Origin of the sequence: Rhodococcus triatomae, from assembly GCF_014217785.1 — a bacterium.
Lineage (GTDB): Bacteria > Actinomycetota > Actinomycetes > Mycobacteriales > Mycobacteriaceae > Rhodococcus_F > Rhodococcus_F triatomae.
Map to the genome: position 1 here is coordinate 81269 of NZ_CP048814.1, position 21678 is coordinate 102946.

The following is a 21678-nucleotide window of genomic DNA, read 5'->3' on the forward strand; positions in this document are numbered from 1 at the left end:
CCCATCCGCTGCATGACCATCACCGCCGCCCCAATGCGACCGGCCTGTGACGCTGCAGGGTGTCGCAGCTCCTGCGGCGTCAGCGCGCCACCACTACCCGACCATCCCTCGCCACACGATCTCGAAAGCCGACCGGCACCGCGCCGACGTCACCGGGTCGTCGAAATTCGCTCCGCGAGCGATGGATTGATAGTAGAAGATCCCGTTGATCGCGTCGATGGCCGCGTCCACATCGAGATCGGCACGCAACTCACCGCGGTCGACGGCCACCTGGAGCGCCCTCACCATCGCACGCCTTCTGCGTTGCACATGGGACGTCCAATACGCCTTCTGTAGGTCCGGGTTCTCCATGACCAGCGCAATACGCTTGCGGAATCGCCGCTCGGTGTACGTCTTTCCTCGGGTCGCCTCGATGTCACCGAACAGCAGTTCCACGATCACCGCTTTGACGTCACCGGACGTGTCGATCTCGATGGCGGTGCGCCCGTGGTCGAGCGCAGCGGCCATCAGCACGGTCATCGATTCCCAGCGTCGGTACAGCGCAGCACGTGACAGGCCGCTGATCTGCAGCACCCGGCTGACCGTGACGGGTTCGTCGGCGTCGATGAGCTGCAGCGCCGCGGCGAGAATCTTCTCGTCGTGCCCCTCGGTACGGGGACGCCCGGGTCCCCGGGTCTCGGCTGCCGCCGTCACGGCGCGATCGCCCGTTCACGCAGCCGCTCGACCAGTCCGTCGCCGAGTCCGGCACGCCGCAGCGGCTCGAGTCGACCACCGTAGGTGGCTGTGAGATACCCGAGCAGCCCGCGCATCGGTTCCGGCGAGAACCCGTTCCGCAGTGCGGCGCGGGCGCCCTCGTCGAGTTCGACACCGAGCGTTTCCAGCAGGGGTCCGACAACTTGGTGCGTCCGGGCCGCGATCCCGTCGGTATTCGCTCCGGTGGCGATGTAATCGGCGACGATCGCGTCGTCGTCGGCACCGAGCGCCAGCAGCAGCGATGCCGCGAGGACCCCGGTCCGGTCCTGCCCTGCAGCGCAATGGAATGCGACGGCGCCGGGGCTGTGCGCGATGATCGACAGCGCCGTGACGATGTGCGGGGCGGCCGTCTCGAACATCCGGATGTACATGTCCGCGAACGTGGATTGGTCGAGCAGGTCACGGGTGTTTACCGCGGTGCGCGTCGTCTCCGCGACGGACGCGATGAACGGGACGTGGTGGTAGGTGACCGGCAGGTCGGCGAGCGGGCCGCGCCCGGTGAGGCGCACCTCGGCAGGCGAACGCAGATCGATGAGGGTGGTGAGGCCACCGTCCGCGAGCTTCCTCGCCGAGTCGGGGTCGGCGATCGAGAGGTCGTCGGCGCGGATCGCGAATCCGTCACGCACGACGCCGTCGCGCGTGACGATGCCGCCGAGATCACGCAGGTTGGCCGGGGCCGACAGGATGAGTTCGGGGAGGAGGTCTACTGGGTTCACGTGATTCTCTTTCGGATGATGGCACTCGTCTGGTCGATGACGGTGACGAGCACGATGATGCACAGGACCATGGCGCAGAGGTGTCCGTAGTCGTAGCGGTTCATGGCAGTGGTGAGTTCGAGGCCGATACCACCGGCGCCGACGAGTCCGAGGATGGTTGCGCCGCGCACATTGCCCTCGAACAGCAGCAGGGTGTAGCTCGTGAGCATCGGCATCGACTGCGGCAGAATGCCGTAGCGGATGACTTGCCGTTTCGACGCACCGACGGATTCCATCGCGACGATCGGGCCGCGGTCGACGGATTCCATCGCCTCGGCGAAGATCTTGCCGATCGACCCGATCGATCCGAGGGTCATCGCCAGGATTCCGGCGAACGGCCCGAGCCCGACGGCCGAAACGAACATGAGAGCGAGCACGAGGTCGGGGATCGAGCGGATCACGTTCATGATCCATCGGCACGGGTAGTAGAGCCAGCTCGGCGCGATGTTGCGCGCCGCCCCGAACGCGATGACGAGTGAGAGCAGAGCACCGAGCACGGTTCCGACGATGGCCATCTGGAGCGTCTCGACGAGCAGTTCGACGATGAGTGGCAGCTTGCCGAAGTCGGGCGGGAACAGTCTGGTAACGAAGTCCACCATGTTGAACGCGCCGTCGCCGAGCTTCAGGAAATCGAACTGGGCGCCCTCGGCGGACCACAGGAACAGCACGATGGCAACGGCCACTCCGAGTCCGACGCGTGCCCTCGGGACGGCGAACGCCCGTTGCATCCGTTCCCGTTCCCGCGGGTCCAGTTGGGGTTCGAGTGTGCGAGGGCCGCTCATCCGTGCTCCTCCGTGGCCGCACCGTGGTAGACGGCCCGCAGGTCCGTTTCGGTGAGGTCGGTCGCGCTGCCCTCGACTACCACGCGGCCACCGCGTAGCCCGACGATCCGGTCGGAATGAGCGAGCGCGAGCGGCACGACGTGCAGGCTCACCAGGACGGGAATGCCCTCCTGGCGTGCGATCGACCGCAGCAGGTCGAGAACGACGGCGCTCATCGTCGGATCGAGCGAGGCGACCGGCTCGTCGGCGAGGATCACACGCGGGTTCTGCATGAGTGCACGCGCGATCGCGACCCGCTGTTGCTGCCCACCCGAGAGCGAGCGCGCCTCGTCTTTCGCCTTGTGCGCGATACCTACTCGCTCGAGCAGTTCGAATGCGCGGACGCGGTCGGCGGAGCGGAAGGTGCCGAGCACATTGAGCGGCCCCGCGCCGTGCAGCGCCCCGGTGAGGACGTTGGTGAGAACGGGCAGCCGTCCGATGAGATTGAACTGCTGGAACACCTGACCGACCTCGGCACGTAGACCGCGCAACTGTCTGCGTCGCAGCCGTGCGACGTCCACACCGCCCACCGTGACCTCTCCCGACGTGATGGGTGCGAATCCGGTGAGCGCCCTCATCAGGGTCGACTTGCCCGATCCGGACGAGCCGAGCAGTGCCACGACCTCACCCGCGTGCAGGTCGAGGTCGACACCGTCGAGTACGAGGGGAAGGTCGGGTGCGTAGCGGACCGCGAGTTCTCGAACGGAAACCCGCGCCGCCAAGGCGGCCGGCTCCGCTGGTACGCGCGGGCCCAGTAGCGTGCTCATGACGGTGGCCTCCCGTTTCTCGATCGACGTCATTCGAGATCGGAGATGTCGACGCCGGCGACCGCCGCGATGTCGACGTAGGGCTGGAACACCGAGGCGTCGGGTTCGATGATGGGATCGACTCCGACACCGATGCCCTCCCCGTACAGTCCGAGGGCTTCCTTGTTCTCCACGGAGAAGACCTTGGGCAGCGCCTCGACGAGGGCCTGGCGCTTCGCGTCACCCATGCCGGGATTGGCGAGCACGGAGGTCGAGACGGGCATCGGGATGCTCTCGCCGAGCGAGCGGGTCTCCCCCACCTCGAAGGGGAACATCGGGTCGCCCCTGCCCGCCAGCGACGGGAAAATAGTTGCGGTGCAGGCAACGTCGGCTTGGCCGTTCCTGAGCGCGAGGAAGCTGCGGTCGTGACCGCCGGAGATGAGGACCTCGTAGTCGTCGCCCATCTCGAGGCCCGCCTCGTACAGCATGTGCACCGGCATGAAGTAGCCGGAACTCGATGCCGGGTCGGCGAACGCGACGGTGGTGTCGGGGGTGATGTCGGTGAGCGTGCGAAGGGGCGAGGAATCGAGGACGAGACAGGTGGAGACGGGGTCGTCACCGCCGGACCACGCGATGAGCGAATCGACCTCACCGGTGTTGACGGCGAGCGCGGACGGAAATCCGCTCATGATGCCGATGTCCTCGTGGCCGGCGCGGATCGCTTCGATGACGGCCGAGTAGTTGGGTACGTCGGTGACTTCGACGGTATACTCGGTCTCTGCTTCGAGCAGCGCGGCGATCACGTCGACAGGTGTCTCGGCGGTCGGGTCGTCGGTGAGCGGGAGCGTCGCGAAGCGGATGACGTCCTCGCTCCCGGACGCGGTAGCACTGCTGCCGAAGGAACAGCCGGTCAGGACGATCGCGGACGCAGCGACGAACGCGCCCAGAACGGAGGGGCCGCGAGTTCGCATAGGAGTACAGCCTTTCGGACGAGTCGGGAACCCACAGGCGGTGCGTGGGTAGGCAGGAGCCATCAGACCGAAAGGAAGTGACGCGCAATTCCGAGACCGGTGATACGAGAATGGAAGTCTCGGTGAACGGGCGGTGCTGTGCGCAGGGTCGAGCAGCTAGCGGAGCTGGACGCCCAGAGCACGTAGTCCCGCCGCATCGGCCCGTTCAAACTTCTTGCGGTCCTCGACGACGTCGTACCAAGCGTCATCCTCGGTGAGTAGCTGAGCAAGCAGCAGAGGCCTATCGAACACCGAGAAGATCGAAGCCACCGGCGCATCCCACCCCCGGCACCGGTTCACGGTCTCGTGGTACCCGGCGATCACGGCGACGCGGTGCTCCGGGTATTCCCAATGCACGCCGGTCTCAATACGTTCGAGAGGACGGGCGGCCCCGGTCCAGACCTTGGCGAACAGCTTGGCATGGGGTGGGTCCATCGCTGCCAGAAGCCGGTACTCGCCGTCTCGCTCCTCCACCACGTTCGTCCACTTCGCCATCTCGACCTACCTGCCCATCCCTGTTCGGTCTCGTTAAGTTAAGAGAAGCACCCGCAAGCGCACTCCGTCTACGAGACCCGCCAAGGGGCCGTCGAGGCGGTGTGCTCGGTCCAGAACCCGTCCCAGTATCGCTGAGTCGGCAGCCCGGCCGGGTCCGAGTACCAGCCGGCAGGTACCGACGGCGGTGGCGGTGAGAGCTCGGCAGCTGCCGCTGAGGTCGCTGCGAGCCTGAGTCGTTCCTCCAGCTGACGCACGAGGTCCTCGTTGCACAGCAGAGCCGGGTCGGACGCCAGGTGGTTCACGCCTAGGTCGTCGGGGGTGAGTGCCTCCGCCGCGATCATCGCGTCGATAGTGGGCACGCCCAGCGCTTGCGCTGTGCTCGGGATGACTTTCACACTCGGTTGGGCGTCGTCGTTGAGCCACCGCGACACCGTGGCAGCGCTGCCGTTGGCTTGCCTACTCAGCTCAGCGCTGTCGAAGCCCAGGCGTTCCAAGTGTTCGCGCACGAAGACGCTCCAACTCGACGTGCACGGAGAATAGTTCGCGGGTGCCACCGACCCCGTCGTGCTAAGAAGTTGGCTGAGTCGACTGTCGGAGGCCACACATAGACTCCAACGGTGACAGCCGATACGACGACAGACCTCGACGGCCTGGATGAAGCTGGACGCGCAAAGACTCAGCAGCTCATGAAGACACTCACCGCTGTCGCACGCAAATGTGAGACCGGCGGCCACAGCATCGAGCCGACGAGCGACCTCGACCTTGACCACCAGCGGATGACCGGACTTCTGGTCGGGCACAGCGTCGACCGCGCCCTGCACCACAGCCTGGACTGCCTGTGGGGTCTCAACCAACTCCTCGTCGTCAATGGCCCCCAGCACTACTCCCCCTATGTCCTCATCAGGGGTGCGCTGGAGTCCGCCGCCACCGCCGTCTGGCTTCTGTCGCCCGACGACCAAACCACGCGTCTACAGCGGCGCGTCGCCCTAGAAGTCGACAACTCAAAGGAAGCATCGAAGGCAATCGCGGCTGCCGGGCACGCCGACCAGGATGACGCTGACCAACGCAAGAGAAACCTAGGCGCCCTCCTCCGAGATTCCGGTCTTGTGCTCAAGAACTGCCAGTGGCATGGATACGGAGCCGTCGTCCAGGAGATCGACGACGCACCAAACACCCTGAAGTCCGTCGAACTGGCTTGGCGAACGACCTCGGGGATGTCGCACGGCAAACTCTGGTCCTTTGAGGTGTTCGCCGCCGAGTCGAACCGCCGCGTGGTCGGCAACGGCGCGTTCAAAGCCGACTTCTCGCCCAGCTATCACGGCCTGTCGAAGGTGCTGGAAGTCGCCGTCCGCACCATCCACCGCGCCGACGCCCTTTTCGACGAGCGCCGGAAGGTCACCCAGTGAGCGACAAGACACCTCGGCTCCTCTACCGCTACACGTCAGCGGACGCACTCCTTAGGCATCCTTCAGAGCAACGTGCTGTGGGCCACGGACGCTGACCTCAACGACACCCGAGAACTACGTCACGGCTCCGCGAGCATGAACACGCCCTACGCCGAGCAGCGGACCAGTTCAATCCCGGCCGCAAAAGGACTGTGACGGACGCGCAGACCGCCCAAGCCGTCACGCTGCGCTTCACCGCTAAGACCCTCGCAGATGGCGAACTGTTCGAGAAGAACCAGCTGGGCGACGCCTACATCGCGTGCCTCTGCGAGGACGGGGACCAACTCGGCCAGTGGCGCGGCTACGGCGCAAACGTCGGAGTAGGACGCCAGGTACTACCGGCACCGAGCTACTCCGGACCACCTCAGCCTCGACGAGCCTTCCGGTGTCTGCCGATGTACTCGATGTACCCCGTCCCCGAAATCTCCCGACCGCGAAAACGGCCGGTGTACCCGTAGCTCCCCACATAGCCACCGGCCATCCCGAAGATGTAGTCGTCGTTGGTCGTTCCGTCGATGGAGATCAACTCGTCTCCGTTCTCGTCGTCGACCGACCACTCGAAGCGCGTTCCCAGCTCCATCGTCAGGCCGTTCGGAGTTGTTCTGGGCTCAGGCTCGACATCGAAGACGTCGAAACGGAATCCGTCTTCGTACACGCCCCCGTGGTCGTCCAACGAGCGGACGTATACCGCCTGCTGCACCGACACCGACGCGGGCCCGAGCACCTCCACCATCAGCACCTGAGTCCGCTCGTCCACGTTGATGATCTGGTAGGTGAAGAAGGTGAATCCGAGGGTCAGCGGCGTCCCCCGCGCGTACTCGAGGGTGCTGAGCCCGGACAACTCGTAGGTGGTGCCGTCGTGGCGCACCGTGCCCGCGTACTCGCACAGAAGCGACCAGTGATCGTAGAGGCCACCACGCACCTTGGCGAAGTGAGCAATCCTGTCCGTGGCACGGATGTCGAAGGCAATCTGGCAGGCAGGGTTGTCGTACGTCAGCGTGAAGTCCGGATAACTGCCCTCGAGTGACAGATCGCTCCCGAAGCGGACGACGCTCGAGTCCGCCGCGAGTTCCATCTCCTCGGACACGCTGTAGCCCCGGAACTGCCCGGGAAAGGTCACCGCCGACCCGACCAACAGCGACGCCGTGTCACGCCCCGTCGTCCGGATCAGGTGGCCGTTGCGCCAGAGCTTGATGTAGGGCTGACCCACGACCGCGATGATGTCCAAGAAGTTCAGTGGCGCGGGAAGATTCGGGAACATCAACCCGTAATGCACGGTCGTGTAGCGCCCTCGCGGCGGGTGGAAGGGTGTCTCCGGGTCGAACGGAGCACCGGCAAGTGCGTGCGCACCCGACGCCGTGCGTTGCACGGCATGGAGTACGGCGGTCTTCACTGACATGTATCCACCCATCGTTGACTGTGACCCGAAGTACCAGATAATTTGACCTGGCGGTAAATTACCAACAGGTCAGTTCTTTGGCAATGGCTCCAGCCGGCCCGACCCGACGGTGGCATCAGACGACAGGCTGGCGCCGGAAGTTGCTGCGGCGTTCAGCCTGCGTAAGTACGTAGTCGTGGACGAGCCGCGCATCGGAGTTGATTTTTCGGTAGTCGATGCGGACAGCGGTGCCCCGCGGTATGCGCTCGTTCATGCGCCAGATGAGGGTGGAGTACTTCTGCTGGACGTTTTCGGCACGGACGGTGATCACAGTCTCGGGGTATCCGAACTCTTTGTGTGACTTCTTCGTGTACCCACCGCTTATGTCAAGGATTGAATCCCAAGGGATGGTGGCCTTTCTGGTCCAACTCTGAATCTCGATGCCTTCGGGTGTGAAGGCGAGGTAGCCACGGTGGAGTGTGCCGATCAGATAGGCGCCGGGCAATGATGCCAGCCAAAGGGCAAGTGCTCCGAAGATGGCCGACCAGAGCCAAGTGTCGTGGCCTTGCAACGGGGACAGGTCGTAAGCAGCGAACCCACAGGCGAGGGCGAGCACCGACCCGTAGAGCATGTATCCGAACTTGAGTGACGGCGCGTAGCGGATGACGGATGTAGGTGCCCCGCCTAGGTCGCCGTCCTCAAGCTCGAGTTTTCCATTATATGATGCCCTATGACGGAACAGGAATATGTAATGGATAGCCCAATAGATTGTGAGTAGCCCTGCGTATTTTGCGAGGCCCGGCTCATCTTCAATGATCCCGGCGATGAAGCCGAGCGTACAGATCGCTACGAATGCGACTCCTATAAGAAAGATGAGCGCAAATCGCGCTCGCTCACGAGAAGTCATCCGTTCGACTGGCCATTCCCGCGGTTGCGGTATGTCAGAATATGCTGTTCCATGCACCTGTAACTAACCCCACTCCTGATTTTCAGAGTTCCGCAACGGCACTTCCAGTGCTTTTGAGTCCATTAATTGCGTCGCCTGAGGCCGACGCTCCGCTCATGCGCGTGCGACGACGACCCCGAGAACCACTATTGCCATCACAGGAACCGTTGCCCAAGCGATGAGCATCCCCCTTCCGATTTGTCCTGCATGGCCACGGAGGAACACCAGGACGAATGCCACCACCAGGTCGAGGACCACCATGACCAGAAAGAAGACTGAGATTCCGCCAAGCATGAGCAACAGGACGGGAGCAACTGCAATCGGCGCATTGAGAAGCGCAGCCACGAAACTGGCTGGACCGAATCTCCGCCCCAGATAATTCGCACCAGAAGTTGTCGTCACCATCGACCCACCGATACCGCAAATACCATTGCACACACCCAAACGAACACGGTGACACAACCCAGCCCGAGAGCAGCCCCACGCTGCTTTGCCGAACCCCGCACGGCGAGGGCAGCAGCGATTGCTGCCGCCCCGACGCTCACGCTCGACGCCGCCGCGACCACGAGCAACGATGTTCGCTCGTCGATCGACGACAACCGTCCGATCGCCCACACCATCAGTGCCAGTGCCAGTGCCGCGACAACGAGGGGGAAGGTGACCGGAACAGACCACGTTGCCGACGCCCAACAACCGTCACAACGTCGATTTCGCGGAATCCCGGAAGACACTTTCATATCATTGGCGACTTCGTCGGATACTCAGGTGCAACTACCTGCACCTTCGGCGGGCTGTCGACGACGCCAATACCCGCAATCGCTCGCGATCAACCTGAATCTCCCCCTGTCGACAGATCAGTAGGGACGCTAGCACAGCAACCACAGCGAAACCGGCGTGCCGGCTCGGGGCGCCAACCGCCACTCGGAAATGGTCTTTTCGGCTTGACGAGCCCGACGGTATCCGAGCCGCGATCTCAGTGGAGGCGCTGCCATGCACGAAGAGGAGCTGCCGCTCGTGTCGGCGCTCCCACGATCGGGGGTGCGCCGACACGAAAGGGGGAGCGTTGACACGAGTATGCAGGACCAAGGTTCACGGGAAGGCCAGGTGACGAACACTGTCAGACCAGGCACACTGGCACCAGGAGGAACCATGACCACAGAGTCGCCCCGCGGCCCGCGCCGCACCTTCACGGATACCGCGCTCGACGTCGAACTGGCGGGGATTCGCACCAGCCTCGAGCTCGGCGGCCTCGAGTGGACGCCCGAGGCCGAGGAGATCGCCCGCACCGTTCTGGCCGGCGGCGACGGAAAGCCGCTCCTGAATGCCTTCCTCGCCAAGCTCAAAGCCGAAAACGGAATCGACTGAGGGGCAGCCCGTACTGCCCGCCACGCGCAAGCCCCGGAACCTCCTAACCCTCCGCGACACCGGCCTACCGGTCGGTAACCGATGCACGCTTTTCGGTGTCCGACCGGTAAATCCGCAGCTAGAATGGCGAGACGAACATCCGCGTAGCCACCGGAGGCCGCCGTGACCGATCTCGGAACCGTGCAGTTCACCTATGACGGACGAGTCGCTCTGCGATTGCAGCAGGCGTTCCCGCATCCGGCGACGCGTGTGTGGTCCGTGCTCACCGACCCCGATCGACTGCGCGCCTGGTTTCCCGCAGAAGTCGACTTCGACCTGCGTCCGGGAGCCGACCTCGTCTTCCGAGTCACGCCCGAACAGACACGGCGCTACGGCCTCGCGCCCGACCACGAGACCACCGGAACGGTAATCGCCGTCCGTCCCGGCCACATCCTCGAATACCTCTGGGGCGCAGACACCTTGCACTGGGAGCTGGCTCACGACGGCAGTGGCGGGTGCTGGCTGACCCTCACCCACACCGTCGAGGACCAGGACGATGCCTACGCTCATGCCGCCGGCTGGCACGCGGGCTTCGAGGTGGTCGAAGCCCAACTCGACGGACGCGCGATCGACTGGTCCCCGTGGGACCGGGCCGAGGAACTCGCCGACGCCTATCGGCAATCGGCCTGAGGGAATCCCGCAAACGAGCTGCGCTCAGCCCGTCTCACCGTCGCGCCGGGAAGTGCCGGATCAATCCCTCCTGCACGACGGTGGCGAGCAGCTGCCCCTCGATCGAGAAGTAGCGACCGGTGGCGAGTCCACGCGACCCGGCGGCCACCGGGGACTCGGTGGCGTACAGCGCCCATTCGTCGAACCGGAAGGGGCGGTGGAACCAGATCGAGTGGTTGACCGTCGCCGCGACGATCCGATCGAAGCCCCAGGACAGTCCGTGGGTGGTGATGATCGAGTCCAGCACCGTCGTGTCCGACGAGTACGCCATCGTGGCCACGTGAGTCAACGGATCATCGGGCAACGCGCCGTCCGCCCGCATCCACACCCGGTTGTGGTTGAGCTTCTCCCCCGTGCCCTTGAGGATCCACGCCGGATCGTTCGCGTAGCGCATGTCGATCGGCTTGAGCGCGTCGACGAACATCTTGAGCTTGTCCTCGAAACCGACGAAGTGATCACCCAACGGCGGCAACGCATCCGGGTAGGGCACGTCCGGGATCTCCACGGCGTGATCGAGCCCCTTGCCCCAGTCCTGGAACGCCGCGAGCATCACGAACAGCTCCTTGCCGTCCTGCAACGCGGTGACCTGGCGGTTGGCGAAGGCCCGCCCGTCTCTCTGCCGGTCCACCCGATACTCGATGGGCGCCTTGACATCTCCGCCACGGATGAAGTGCGCATTGATCGCGTGGACCGCACGCGCATCCCCCACCGTCCGCCCCGCGGCGACGAGCGCCTGAGCGATCAGCTGGCCGCCGAACGTGCGGCTACCGACCTGTGCGGGGTGGTGACCGACGAACAAATCCTCGCCGGCCTCCTCGAGATCGAGGAGACCGAGCAAGGTCTCGAGATCGGTCCTGGTGGAGGTGTCGCTCACCCGTGATCCTCTTCTCCGATGCGGTGCACGTGAATCAAGTTGGTGGACCCTACCGTGCCCGGGGGCGAGCCCGCCACGATCACGACGAGATCGCCCTTCACGTATCGGCCGAGGCCGAGGAGCGCGTGGTCCACCTGACGCACCATCGCGTCGGTGCTGTCCACCGGCGGGACGATGAACGTCTCGGTGCCCCAGGTGAGCGAGAGCTGGCTGCGCACCTCGGGCAGCGGGGTGAACGCGAGCAAGGGCAGCGGGGTGTGCAGGCGCGCGAGACGACGCACCGTGTCGCCGGACTGCGTGAACGCGACCAGCGCCTTCGCATCGAGTCGCTCACCGATGTCCCGCGCGGCATAGGAGATGACGCCGCGCTTGGTGCGCGGCACATGCGTGAGCGGCGGGACCCGGGTGGACTCCGACTCGACCGCCTCGACGATGCGGGCCATCGTCCGCACCGTCTCCATCACGTACTTGCCGACCGAGGTCTCACCGGACAGCATGACCGCGTCCGCGCCGTCGAGCACCGCGTTCGCCACGTCGGATGCCTCCGCGCGGGTGGGGCGCGAGTTCTCGATCATCGATTCGAGCATCTGCGTCGCGACGATCACCGGCTTGGCGTTCTCCCGGGCGATCTGGATCGCGCGCTTCTGGACCAGCGGCACCTGCTCGAGCGGCAGCTCCACACCCAGGTCGCCGCGGGCGACCATGACCGCGTCGAACGCCAGCACGACGGCCTCGAGGTTGTCGATCGCCTCCGGCTTCTCGAGCTTGGCGATCACCGGGATACGGCGGCCCACCTTGTCCATCACGGCGTGCACCAGTTCCACGTCCGCCGGGGAGCGGACGAAGGACAGCGCGATGAAATCCACCCCGAGGCGCAGCGCGAACTCGAGATCCTCGAGATCCTTCTCCGACAGCGCCGGCACCGAGACGTTCATGCCCGGCAGCGAGACGCCCTTGTTGTTGCTGACCGGGCCACCCTCGGTGACCCGGCACACGACGTCGTTTCCGTCGACTTCCGAGACGACGAGACCGACCTTGCCGTCGTCGACGAGCAGCCGGTCGCCTGCCTGGGCGTCCTGGGCGAGTTGCCTGTAGGTGGTCGATACCCGATCGCGCGAGCCGGCGACGTCGTCGACGGTGATCCTCACGAGTTCGCCGGTGGCCCAGTTCGTCGGCCCGTCCTTGAACCTCCCGAGCCGGATCTTCGGTCCCTGGAGGTCGGCGAGGATACCGACCGCGCGGCCGGTGGCGTCCGAGGCTGCGCGGACGGCGTGGTAGCTCTTCTCGTGGTCCGCGTGCTCGCCGTGGCTGAAGTTGAGCCGAGCGACGTCCATGCCGCTCTCGACGAGTTCGCGAATCCGGTCACCGTGTGCGGTTGCAGGTCCAAGAGTACAAACGATCTTCGTCCGTCGATTCACAGCTCGAGCCTAGTCGGCTGCCTCCACCTTCTCCATTCACCTCCGGTCACCTCGCGGTGAGCGGGAGCGCCGTGCTGGAGACCGGTGCGGGCAGGACGGACGTTCCGGTCAAACGGGCATCGACGGCCCGCGCGACGGCGCGTCCCTCGGCGATCGCCCACACCACCAGGGATGCTCCGCGGTGGGCGTCACCGCACACGAAGACACCGGGTGTTCCGCTCTGCCAGTCCGGTCCGCACCGGAGCCGGCCGTGGATGTCCGGGGACAGGCCGAGGCCGTCGAGCAGTGCGCCCCGTTCGACACCCTCGAACCCGATGGCCAGCAGGGCGAGATCGCAGGGGATCTCGTACTCGGCGCCCACCGGAGTGACCACCCGGCGCCCGTCCCTGTCCCGATCGACGGACACCTCGGCGAGAGCCACCGCCCGCACCGCATCCGCCGCATCCGCGACGAAACGCCGAACCGCGACGCGATACCGACGCTCGCCGCCTTCCTCGTGGGCGGCCGAGGTATGCAGGACCAACGGGACGAGGGGCCACGGCGTGCCGGACTCGTCGCGGTCCGTCGGCGGCGGCGCGTGGTAGTCCAGCTGGATCACCGACCGCGCGCCCTGGCGGTGTGCGGTGCCCAGGCAGTCGGCCCCGGTGTCGCCGCCGCCGACGAGGACGATCCTCTTCCCGGCGGCACTCACCGGTGTCGCCCCGTCGCCCTCCCCCTCGCGGTTCGCTGCCACCAGGTACTCCATCGCCTGGTGGACTCCGGCCAGTTCGCGGCCGGGCACCTGCGTCTCGCGGGCGTCGAGTGCGCCGATCGCCAGGACGACGGCATCGTGGGTGGCGCGGAGGCGGTCGACGTCGAGGTCCACGCCGACCTCGCATCCGGTGACGAACGCGGTTCCCTCCGACCGCAGCTGCGCGATCCGACGGTCGATCGCGGACTTGGGCATCTTGAACGCGGGGATTCCGTAGCGCAGAAGTCCGCCCAGCCGGTCCTCGCGTTCGAAGACGGTCACCCGGTGACCGGCGCGGGTCAGTTGCTGCGCGGCAGCCAGGCCCGCCGGCCCCGACCCCACGACGGCCACCCGGAATCCGGTGTCGATGCCCGCTCGCTCCGGAGTGACGCGACCGTCCTCCCACGCGTGGTCGGCGATGGCCCGTTCGATCCTCTTGATGGTCACCCCACCGGTGGTGTGCGGGTCTCCGAGCGCGAGAACGCAGGCGGACTCGCACGGCGCCGGACACAGTGCACCGGTGAACTCCGGGAAGTTGTTCGTCGCGTGCAGCCGCTCCGCCGCCGCGCCCCAACGGCCGCGGTGCACCAGATCGGTCCACTCCGGCACGAGATTCCCGAGCGGGCATCCCACCGCGCTCGAGTGACAGAACGGGATGCCGCAATCCATGCACCGACCGGCCTGTTCACGCACCTCCGCATCCCGCGCGGGCCGGGGCTGCGGCACCTCCACTCCACGCCAGTCCCGGACCCGCTCGTCGACCGGCCGCCGGGGCGCGTCGCGGCGGACGGTGTGCAGGAACCCGCGTGGATCAGCCACGTGCCGCCTCCATCACCGCGGAATCCACGTCGAGCCCCTCGGTCTCGGCCGCCCTGGTCGCGGCGAGCACACGCCGATAGTCGACCGGCATCACCTTCGACACCGAATCCGCCGCGGCCGGCCAGTGCGCGAGCAACGCCGACGCCACGACCGACCCGGTCCGCTCGCGGTGTCGAGCGAGTACCCCGCGCAACCAGGCCACGTCGTCCGCGTCGACGGGTTCGATCTCGACCATGTCGAGGTTCACCCGACTCCGGTCGAGATCGAGTACGTAGCCGATTCCCCCGGACATCCCCGCCGCGAAGTTGCGGCCGATCGGACCGAGCACCAGCACCCGGCCACCGGTCATGTACTCGCACCCGTGATCGCCGATGCCCTCGACGACGGCGAGGGCCCCCGAATTGCGCACCGCGAAGCGTTCCCCGACCCGGCCCCGTAGGAACACCTCTCCCGACGTGGCGCCGTACAGCAGGGTGTTCCCGGCGATCACCTGGCCCTGCGCCTCGAACGGCGCTGCCGGGTCGGGTCGCACCACCACCCGGCCGCCGGACAGCCCCTTCGCCAGGTAGTCGTTGGCATCTCCGATCAGCTCGAGCGTCAGCCCCGGCGGGAGGAACGCGCCGAACGACTGGCCGGCGGAGCCGGTGAGGACCACCCGCACCGTGTCGTCGGGCAGCCCTCGTGCGCCGTAGCGGCGGGTGATCTCGGCGCCGAGCAATGTCCCGACGGTCCGGTGGACATTGCGGATCGGAGTGTCGATCCGCACCGGAAGCGCATCCTCGAGCGCGGGCTCCGCGGCGGGGAGAAGGAGTGTGCGGTCGAGCGAGCCGTCCAGATCCCGTCGCGCCGACACCGCACCTCGCCGCCGCGCCACCCGACCGGAACCCGGCGGGACGGCGAGCAACGGCGTGAGGTCGAGCCCACCGCGCGAGGCCGCGTCCTCGTGACGATCGGCGGCCTCGAGCAGATCGGCGCGGCCGACGGCCTCGTCGAGGCTGCGCAGCCCCAGCACCGCGAGATGGCGCCGGACGTCCTCGGCGACGAATCGGAAGTACTGTTCCACGAACTCCGGCCTGCCGGTGTACCGCCCGCGCAGCTCGGGGTTCTGGGTCGCGATCCCCACCGGGCAGGTGTCGAGATGGCACACCCGCATCATCACGCATCCGGCGGCCACCAGCGGGGCGGTGGCGAAGCCGTACTCCTCGGCCCCGAGCAATGCCGCCACGGTCACGTCCCGCGCGGTGCGCAGCCCGCCGTCGCACTGGACGACGATGCGATCACGTAACCCGTTGAGCACCAAGGTCTGCTGCGTGTCGGCGAGCCCGATCTCCCAGGGCAGGCCGGCATGTTTCATCGAGGTGAGCGGAGTGGCTCCGGTGCCCCCGTCGTGCCCGGAGATCAGCACCACGTCGGCATGTGCCTTGGCGACCCCCGCGGCCACAGTTCCCACGCCGCAGGCGCTGACGAGCTTGACGTGGATGCGCGCCCGATCGTTGGCGTTCTTCAGGTCGTGGATGAGCTGGGCGAGATCCTCGATCGAGTAGATGTCGTGATGGGGAGGCGGCGAGATGAGGCCGACACCAGGGGTCGAATGACGGGTCTGCGCCACCCACGGATACACCTTGAAACCCGGAAGCTGACCTCCCTCACCAGGTTTCGCTCCCTGTGCCATCTTGATCTGAATGTCCTCCGCGTGCACGAGATAGTCGCTGGTGACGCCGAAACGCCCACTGGCGACCTGTTTGACCGCGCTCGAACGTTCCGGATCGCGCAGCCGGGCGCCGTCCTCGCCGCCCTCGCCGGTGTTCGACCGTGCCCCCATCCGGTTCATCGCGATCGCGAGGGTCTCGTGCGCCTCGGCCGAGAGCGAGCCGTAGCTCATCGCGCCGGTGCCGAACCTGCGCACGATCTCCGAGGCCGGCTCCACCTCGTGGAGCGGTATCGGCTCGTCCACGTCCCGGAACCGGAGCAGGCCACGGAGCGTTCCGCCACGGGCGGACAGTTCGTCGACTCGGGCGCTGTACCGGGCGAACACCTCCGACCTGCCGGTACGCGTCGCATGCTGGAGCAGGAACACGGTTTCCGGTGTGAACAGGTGCATCTCGCCGTCCGACCGGTACCGGTAGGCACCTCCTCCGTCGAGGGGCCGATGTACTGCCGCCGCCGGATTCTCCTGGTACGCCCGAAGGTGGCGTCGACGTACGTCTGCCGAGAGTCGGTCCAGGCCCACGCCGCCGATGCGGCTCGTCGTCCCGGTGAAGTGCTCGTCCACCAGATCGTGGTCCAGGCCGATCGCCTCGAACACCTGGGCCGCGGTGTACGACGCGAGGGTGGAGATCCCCATCTTCGACATCACCTTGACCACCCCGCGGCGCAGAGCCCGGACGTAGTTGTCGACGGCCTCGGCCACCGACGTCCCGTCGATCTCCCCCGACGCGACGAGGTCCGCCACCGACGCCGTCGCGAGGTACGGGTGCACTGCGGACGCGCCGTATCCGAGCAATGCCGCTACGTGGTGCACCTCGCGCGCGTCGCCCGTCTCGACGACGAGTGACACCTGGGCGCGGTGACCGGTCCGCACCAGATGGTGGTGGACGGAGGCCACCGCGAGCAGCGCGGGAATCGGCGCCCGGTCCGGGCTCACGTCCCGATCGGAGAGGACGAGCAGGGAGTGGCCCTCGGCCGGAGCCGCAGCGGCCCGGGCACGCAGCCGGTCGAGGGCCTCACGCATCCCCGCCGCGCCGCGGCGCACGTCGTAGACCGTGGGCAGCACGACGGCGGACAGGTGCCGGTGACCCCGTGCCGTGGCGAGTTCGAGGATCTCGGCGACCTGGGCGCGATCGAGGATCGGCCCGTCGAGTACCAATTGCCGGCACGAGTGCGGGCCGGGGTCGAGGAGGTTCGACTCGGGACCCACCACGCTGCGCAGCGACGTGACGATCTCTTCCCGGATCGCATCGAGCGGCGGGTTGGTGACCTGCGCGAACAGTTGCACGAAGTAGTCGTAGATCAGGCGGGGCCGTTCCGAGAGCGCCGCGATCGGGGTGTCGTCCCCCATGGAACCGACCGGCTCGGCACCCGACCGCGCCATCGGAGCGAGGAGCACTCGTAGCTCTTCGTCGGTGTACCCGAACACCTGTTGCCGACGGCGCAGGTCGGCGGGCACCTCGACCTCCCCCGGCCGGACACCGGTATCGAGCCATACCAGATTCGACGACCATGCGTCGTAGGGGCGATGCGCGGCCAACGCCTCCTTGACCTCCCGGTCCGGGACGACCCGTCCCGCCGCAGTGTCGACGAGGAACATCGCCCCGGGTTCGAGGCGCCCCTTCTCGACCACCTCGGCCGCATCGACGTCGAGGACGCCGCTCTCGCTGGCCAGAATCATCCGGCCGTCGGCGGTGCGCCACCACCTGCCCGGCCGGAGGCCGTTGCGGTCGAGGACGGCGCCCGCGACGGTGCCGTCGGTGAAGGCGATACACGCGGGCCCGTCCCAGGCTTCCATGACCGAGGCGTGGAATCGGTAGAAGTCCCTGCGCGACGGGGCCATCGCGGCGTCGCGCTCCCACGTCTCCGGCACCATCGCCGCCACCGCGTGCGGGAGGGTACGCCCGGCCAGGTGGAGCAGCTCGAGCACTTCGTCGAACGACGCGGAATCCGACAGCCCGGGCGTGCAGATCGGGAACATCCGGGCGAGATCGCCGGGGAGCAGCGCTGATTCGAGGAGAGCTTCACGGGAGCGCATCCGATTGCGGTTGCCGCGAATGGTGTTGATCTCACCGTTGTGCGCGACGAGGCGGAACGGCTGCGCGAGGATCCAGGACGGAAAGGTGTTGGTGGAGTAGCGACTGTGGACGAGGGCGATCGCGGCGACCGTACGCCGATCCCGCAGATCCGGGTAGAACGCGGCGAGTTGTCCCGGCGTCACCATCCCCTTGTAGACGATGGTCCGGCTCGACAGCGAGGGAAAGTAGACGGTGCCGTCCTCGTGCGATTCGCCGTCCTCGTGCGATTCGCCGCCGTGGTCCGATGTGCCCCGGAGCCGCTCCGCTCGGATACGGAGCGCCAGGACACGGCGATCGAGCGCCACCCCACGCTCGTACCCGCCGTCCGGGCGTGTCGCCGCGACGAACAGCTGACCGATGTGCGGGGCGCAGGCCCGCGCCGCGGCCCCCACGCCGGCCCGGTCGGGGTCGACCGGGACCTCGCGCCATCCGAGCACCTCGAGGCCCTCTTCGGCGGCGATCGCCTCTACCCGGCGCACTGCCTCCGCCCGGGCCGAGGCGTCCGCGGGGAGGAAACACAAACCTGTCGCGAATGCGTGCTCGCGCTCGCTCCCGCAGGACCCGTGGGAACCCGGCACACCGGGCAACGGGAAGGGGCACACCCGCGCGTACAGGTCGACGGGCAGCGCAAGCGTGATGCCCGCCCCGTCACCGCTGTCCGGTTCCGCCCCGGCCGCGCCGCGATGGGCCAGCTTCCCGAGAGCATCGAGCGCATCCGCGACGATCCGGTGCGACGGACGCCCCTCGATGTCGCACACGATCGCCACGCCGCACGCGTCGGCCTCCCCGCCAGGGTCGTACAGACCCTGGCGCCCGGGAAGCCGGGAGTAGTGCACCGAGGACCTCCGCACTGGGCCGTGCGCCGCAGGAGGAACCGCACGAGCGTCGACCCGAGAAGGTTGTGTGCCGGGAGTGATCCGGCGCGAGTGATTCTACCAGCGGAAATGCCGGTGGCCTACCGCCGATCAGTCGCGCAGCGGACGTCCGTACTTGTCCTTGACGTTGCCGACGAGCATGAGCACCGCGTCGATGAGCGGCCAGATGGCGCCGACACCGCACGTCAGCCACGTCACCGCGATCTGGGCGATGGCGATCCCCGGCTGCCCCAGATAGAAACGTCCGGCGCCGAACGCACCGAGGAACAGCTCCAGGAGACCGGCGGTCAGTTTGGATTTGTCGGAGAACGGCTCGCCGGTCATCGGATGCCTGCCGTACGGAGCGGTGGGGTCCACCGGCCCGTAGCCGTACGGCGCCGCCATGTACGGCTGCGCACCGTAGGGGTACTGCTGACCGTACTGGCCCTGCGGATCGAAGGGTTGCTGCGCGTACTGCGGCGCCCCGTACGCGCCTGGTTCGCCGTAAGTCGGCTGCTGGCCGTAACCGGTCCCGGTATAGCCGCCCGCTTCCGTCGCTGCACCGGACTCCGCCGACGTCTCGCGCCCCAGGTTCGGATCGGGAGCGCCGAACACCGCGCCACCTTCGGACGGCGGCGGATAGCTCGGCGTGGACCCCCAGCCCGGCCCGTTGCCGACCCCGGAATAGGTGTCCCACCCCGGGCCGGCGCCCGTTCCACCCGGGGCAGGAATCGCCTCGGACGGCGGCTCGGACAGCGAGGCCTCGGCGGTCGCGTCGTAGTCGAACGGATCCCCGAAATCGGGCGCGGGGCGGGACTGTCCGGACTGCTCTCCCGACTCCTGCTGGGCTCCCGACTCCTGCTGGGCTCCCGACTCCGGCTGGACCTGCGCTTCATCCTTCTCGGGCTGGTCGCCGCGTGCAGACGGATCGGTCATGAGTCACCATCTTTCGTCTTCTCGGTCGGTGCCTCCGCGGACTCGCCGGCCGGCCCCCCGCCCGACTCGGTGTCGTCCAGGTGGGTCCCGGCCGGGTCGTCAGCCGGTGGCTCCGATGTGGTCGCGGCCGCGACACCGGCGGGTACCGGGGCACCCGGTCGCCGTGTCCTCAGTTCCTCGGGAGCCTCCCGGCCCTTCGTCGCGAACACGACGTACACGACGGCAGCCACGAACACGATCGCCGAGGTGAACGAGTTGACGCGGACACCGGCGATGAGGCTCGCGTGGTCGGTACGCATCATCTCGATCCAGAACCGGCCGAGGCAGTAGCCGGCGACGTACAGCGCGAACAGGCGGCCGTGGCCGATCCGGAACCGCCGGTCGATCACCACGAGGGCGACGACGATCAGGACGTTCCACAACGCCTCGTACAGGAAGGTCGGGTGCACCACCGCGACGACCTGGCCGGTGGACACGCCGTCGATGAGGCTCGGCGACAGCGCCCCGGCGTCGTTGCGGCGCTCGAAGATCTCCAGCCCCCACGGCACGGTGGTCTCGCGTCCGTACAACTCCTGGTTGAAGTAGTTGCCGATGCGTCCGATCGCCTGCGCGAGAAGGATCGCGGGGGCGACCGCGTCGCCGAACGCCGGCAGCGGGATACCGCGCCGACGGCAGGCGATCCAGGCACCGACACCACCCAGCGCCACGGCGCCCCAGATCCCGAGTCCGCCCTGCCACACCTTCAACGCGTCGAGTGGACGACCGCCCTCACCGAAGTACGTGGGCCAGTCCGTCATCACGTGGTACAGCCGGCCGCCGATCAGGCCGAACGGCACCGCCCAGATCGCGACGTCGAGCACCGTCCCCTTGTCGCCACCGCGGGCCACCCAGCGGCGGTCGCCCCACACGATCGCCACGATGATGCCGACGACGATGAACAGCGCATAGGCCCGCAATGCGACCGGGCCGAGGTACCACACTCCCTGTGGCGGACTGGGAATGTATGCGAGCAGATCTACCGAGGAGGTCACGACGCCACGGTAGCGGAGCGCACGCCCGCGGCGAGCTCGGCGGTGAGGGCGTGTACCGCGTCGAGACCGTTCTCCACCGCGGACACCAGCGCGGATCCGACGATGACGGCGTCGGCGTACGCGGCGATCTCGGCGGCCTGGGCGCCGGAGCGGACACCGAGCCCGACGCCGATCGGGATGTCGGAGTGGGCACGAATCCGTGCGCACAGTTCGGGCGCCATCGTCGAGACCGCATCCCGGGCGCCGGTGACGCCCATGGTCGACGCGGCGTAGAGGAAGCCGCTACTGGACTCGATGGTCTTGACCAGGCGCTCCTCCGTCGAGGACGGCGCCACCAGGAAGATGCGGTCGAGGTGGTGCCGCTCGGATGCGGTCAGCCACTCCCCTGCCTCCTCCGGAATGAGGTTGGGTGTGATCATGCCGAGACCACCGGCGTTCGCGAGATCACGGGCGAACGCATCGACCCCGTACTTGAGCACCGGGTTCCAGTACGTCATGACCACGGCCTTGCCGCCCGCGGCGGCGATCTGCTCGACGACCGGGAAGATGTCCCGCACCCGCACGCCGTTCGACAGCGCGGTCTCGGCAGCGGCCTGAATGGTGGGACCGTCCATCACCGGGTCGGAGTAGGCCAGGCCGACCTCGATGATGTCGCAGCCCGAGTCGACCATCGCCCTGAACACGTCGATCGAGTCCGGGACGGTGGGAAACCCTGCGGGCAGGTATCCGACGAGGGCCGCACGATTCTCGCTGCGGCACTGCTCGAACGTCGGGGCAAGTCGCGACATGCTGCTGCTCGCCGGGTCGAA

At 67.3% G+C, this 21678-nt stretch carries 20 protein-coding genes; 3 read left to right on the forward strand and 17 right to left on the reverse strand.

All coding sequences use genetic code 11. The features are described from left to right. Nucleotides 1-93: 93 nt before the first annotated feature. The 7 genes from G4H71_RS00380 to G4H71_RS22460 all read right to left on the reverse strand — a co-directional run bounded on the left by G4H71_RS00380 (nt 94) and on the right by G4H71_RS22460 (nt 5086). Nucleotides 94-693 carry a TetR/AcrR family transcriptional regulator gene (locus tag G4H71_RS00380; RefSeq protein ID WP_072739967.1) on the reverse strand — a complete coding sequence of 200 codons (600 nt, stop codon included), beginning with the start codon at nt 691-693 and terminating at the stop codon, nt 94-96. After that, the gene (locus G4H71_RS00385) at nt 690-1469 is read right to left on the reverse strand and encodes a tyrosine-protein phosphatase (protein ID WP_072739968.1); all 780 of its coding nucleotides are present in this window, start codon (nt 1467-1469) and stop codon (nt 690-692) included. Before G4H71_RS00385 ends, G4H71_RS00380 begins: the two co-directional genes overlap by 4 nt. Beyond that, entirely contained in the window at nt 1466-2290 is an 825-nt protein-coding gene (phnE, locus tag G4H71_RS00390) for a phosphonate ABC transporter, permease protein PhnE (protein ID WP_072739969.1), read from the reverse strand. Before phnE ends, G4H71_RS00385 begins: the two co-directional genes overlap by 4 nt. Then, nucleotides 2287-3096, reverse strand: coding sequence for a phosphonate ABC transporter ATP-binding protein (gene phnC / locus G4H71_RS00395; RefSeq protein ID WP_072739987.1), 810 nt, complete (start codon nt 3094-3096; stop codon nt 2287-2289). The genes phnE and phnC overlap by 4 nt, the downstream gene beginning before the upstream one ends. Before the next feature lie 29 nt (nt 3097-3125). Further along, the gene (locus tag G4H71_RS00400; protein WP_072739970.1) at nt 3126-4046 is read right to left on the reverse strand and encodes a phosphate/phosphite/phosphonate ABC transporter substrate-binding protein; all 921 of its coding nucleotides are present in this window, start codon (nt 4044-4046) and stop codon (nt 3126-3128) included. Nucleotides 4047-4202: 156 nt separating this feature from the next. Next, nucleotides 4203-4580 (reverse strand): hypothetical protein, encoded by a 378-nt coding sequence (locus G4H71_RS00405; protein ID WP_072739971.1) that lies wholly within the window; start codon nt 4578-4580, stop codon nt 4203-4205. Nucleotides 4581-4648: 68 nt separating this feature from the next. Next, a complete protein-coding gene (locus tag G4H71_RS22460; protein ID WP_072739972.1) occupies nt 4649-5086 on the reverse strand; it encodes a DUF2510 domain-containing protein in 438 nt (145 codons plus the stop codon). A gap of 111 nt (nt 5087-5197) precedes the next feature. On the opposite strand from G4H71_RS22460, the gene G4H71_RS00415 reads away from it, so the two are divergent. Beyond that, nucleotides 5198-5986: a hypothetical protein gene (locus G4H71_RS00415; RefSeq protein ID WP_072739973.1), complete on the forward strand. Its 789-nt coding sequence runs from the start codon at nt 5198-5200 to the stop codon at nt 5984-5986. 403 nt (nt 5987-6389) lie between these two features. Here G4H71_RS00415 and G4H71_RS00420 read toward each other — a convergent pair whose 3' ends face one another. The 3 genes from G4H71_RS00420 to G4H71_RS00430 all read right to left on the reverse strand — a co-directional run bounded on the left by G4H71_RS00420 (nt 6390) and on the right by G4H71_RS00430 (nt 8754). Next, nucleotides 6390-7424 (reverse strand): DUF6670 family protein, encoded by a 1035-nt coding sequence (locus tag G4H71_RS00420; RefSeq protein ID WP_074700609.1) that lies wholly within the window; start codon nt 7422-7424, stop codon nt 6390-6392. Between the two features lie 115 nt (nt 7425-7539). Further along, nucleotides 7540-8310: a hypothetical protein gene (locus G4H71_RS00425; protein WP_072737801.1), complete on the reverse strand. Its 771-nt coding sequence runs from the start codon at nt 8308-8310 to the stop codon at nt 7540-7542. A gap of 153 nt (nt 8311-8463) precedes the next feature. Next, nucleotides 8464-8754: a hypothetical protein gene (locus G4H71_RS00430; protein WP_139183150.1), complete on the reverse strand. Its 291-nt coding sequence runs from the start codon at nt 8752-8754 to the stop codon at nt 8464-8466. 744 nt (nt 8755-9498) lie between these two features. Between G4H71_RS00430 and G4H71_RS00435 the strand changes: the two genes are divergently transcribed. Beyond that, a complete protein-coding gene (locus G4H71_RS00435) occupies nt 9499-9714 on the forward strand; it encodes a hypothetical protein (protein WP_072737799.1) in 216 nt (71 codons plus the stop codon). Between the two features lie 162 nt (nt 9715-9876). Next, a complete protein-coding gene (locus tag G4H71_RS00440) occupies nt 9877-10383 on the forward strand; it encodes an SRPBCC family protein (protein ID WP_072737798.1) in 507 nt (168 codons plus the stop codon). 34 nt (nt 10384-10417) lie between these two features. Here G4H71_RS00440 and G4H71_RS00445 read toward each other — a convergent pair whose 3' ends face one another. The 7 genes from G4H71_RS00445 to trpA form a co-directional block, all read right to left on the reverse strand. After that, nucleotides 10418-11296 (reverse strand): acyl-CoA thioesterase, encoded by an 879-nt coding sequence (locus G4H71_RS00445; protein ID WP_072737797.1) that lies wholly within the window; start codon nt 11294-11296, stop codon nt 10418-10420. Then, nucleotides 11293-12714: a pyruvate kinase gene (gene pyk, locus G4H71_RS00450; RefSeq protein WP_072737796.1), complete on the reverse strand. Its 1422-nt coding sequence runs from the start codon at nt 12712-12714 to the stop codon at nt 11293-11295. The genes G4H71_RS00445 and pyk overlap by 4 nt, the downstream gene beginning before the upstream one ends. Nucleotides 12715-12760: 46 nt before the next feature. Next, nucleotides 12761-14263 (reverse strand): glutamate synthase subunit beta, encoded by a 1503-nt coding sequence (locus G4H71_RS00455; RefSeq protein ID WP_072737795.1) that lies wholly within the window; start codon nt 14261-14263, stop codon nt 12761-12763. Then, a complete protein-coding gene (gene gltB, locus G4H71_RS00460; protein ID WP_072737869.1) occupies nt 14256-18884 on the reverse strand; it encodes a glutamate synthase large subunit in 4629 nt (1542 codons plus the stop codon). The genes G4H71_RS00455 and gltB overlap by 8 nt, the downstream gene beginning before the upstream one ends. A gap of 129 nt (nt 18885-19013) precedes the next feature. Next, entirely contained in the window at nt 19014-19838 is an 825-nt protein-coding gene (locus tag G4H71_RS00465) for a TM2 domain-containing protein (protein ID WP_072737794.1), read from the reverse strand. Further along, nucleotides 19835-20869 (reverse strand): prolipoprotein diacylglyceryl transferase, encoded by a 1035-nt coding sequence (gene lgt / locus G4H71_RS00470; RefSeq protein WP_072737793.1) that lies wholly within the window; start codon nt 20867-20869, stop codon nt 19835-19837. Before lgt ends, G4H71_RS00465 begins: the two co-directional genes overlap by 4 nt. Continuing rightward, a complete protein-coding gene (gene trpA / locus G4H71_RS00475; protein WP_072737868.1) occupies nt 20866-21657 on the reverse strand; it encodes a tryptophan synthase subunit alpha in 792 nt (263 codons plus the stop codon). The genes lgt and trpA overlap by 4 nt, the downstream gene beginning before the upstream one ends. Between the last annotated feature and the right edge of the window lie 21 nt (nt 21658-21678).

Excerpts from the sequence above, each read along its gene's own strand:
- phnE (WP_072739969.1), bottom strand. The coding sequence starts at position 2,290 with ATGAGCGGCCCTCGCACACTCGAACCCCAACTGGACCCGCGGGAACGG.
- phnC (WP_072739987.1), bottom strand. The coding sequence starts at position 3,096 with ATGAGCACGCTACTGGGCCCGCGCGTACCAGCGGAGCCGGCCGCCTTG.
- G4H71_RS00400 (WP_072739970.1), bottom strand. The coding sequence starts at position 4,046 with ATGCGAACTCGCGGCCCCTCCGTTCTGGGCGCGTTCGTCGCTGCGTCC.
- G4H71_RS00405 (WP_072739971.1), bottom strand. The coding sequence starts at position 4,580 with ATGGCGAAGTGGACGAACGTGGTGGAGGAGCGAGACGGCGAGTACCGG.
- G4H71_RS00420 (WP_074700609.1), bottom strand. The coding sequence starts at position 7,424 with ATGTCAGTGAAGACCGCCGTACTCCATGCCGTGCAACGCACGGCGTCG.
- G4H71_RS00425 (WP_072737801.1), bottom strand. The coding sequence starts at position 8,310 with ATGACTTCTCGTGAGCGAGCGCGATTTGCGCTCATCTTTCTTATAGGA.
- G4H71_RS00430 (WP_139183150.1), bottom strand. The coding sequence starts at position 8,754 with ATGGTGACGACAACTTCTGGTGCGAATTATCTGGGGCGGAGATTCGGT.
- G4H71_RS00435 (WP_072737799.1), top strand. The coding sequence starts at position 9,499 with ATGACCACAGAGTCGCCCCGCGGCCCGCGCCGCACCTTCACGGATACC.
- G4H71_RS00465 (WP_072737794.1), bottom strand. The coding sequence starts at position 19,838 with ATGACCGATCCGTCTGCACGCGGCGACCAGCCCGAGAAGGATGAAGCG.
- trpA (WP_072737868.1), bottom strand. The coding sequence starts at position 21,657 with ATGTCGCGACTTGCCCCGACGTTCGAGCAGTGCCGCAGCGAGAATCGT.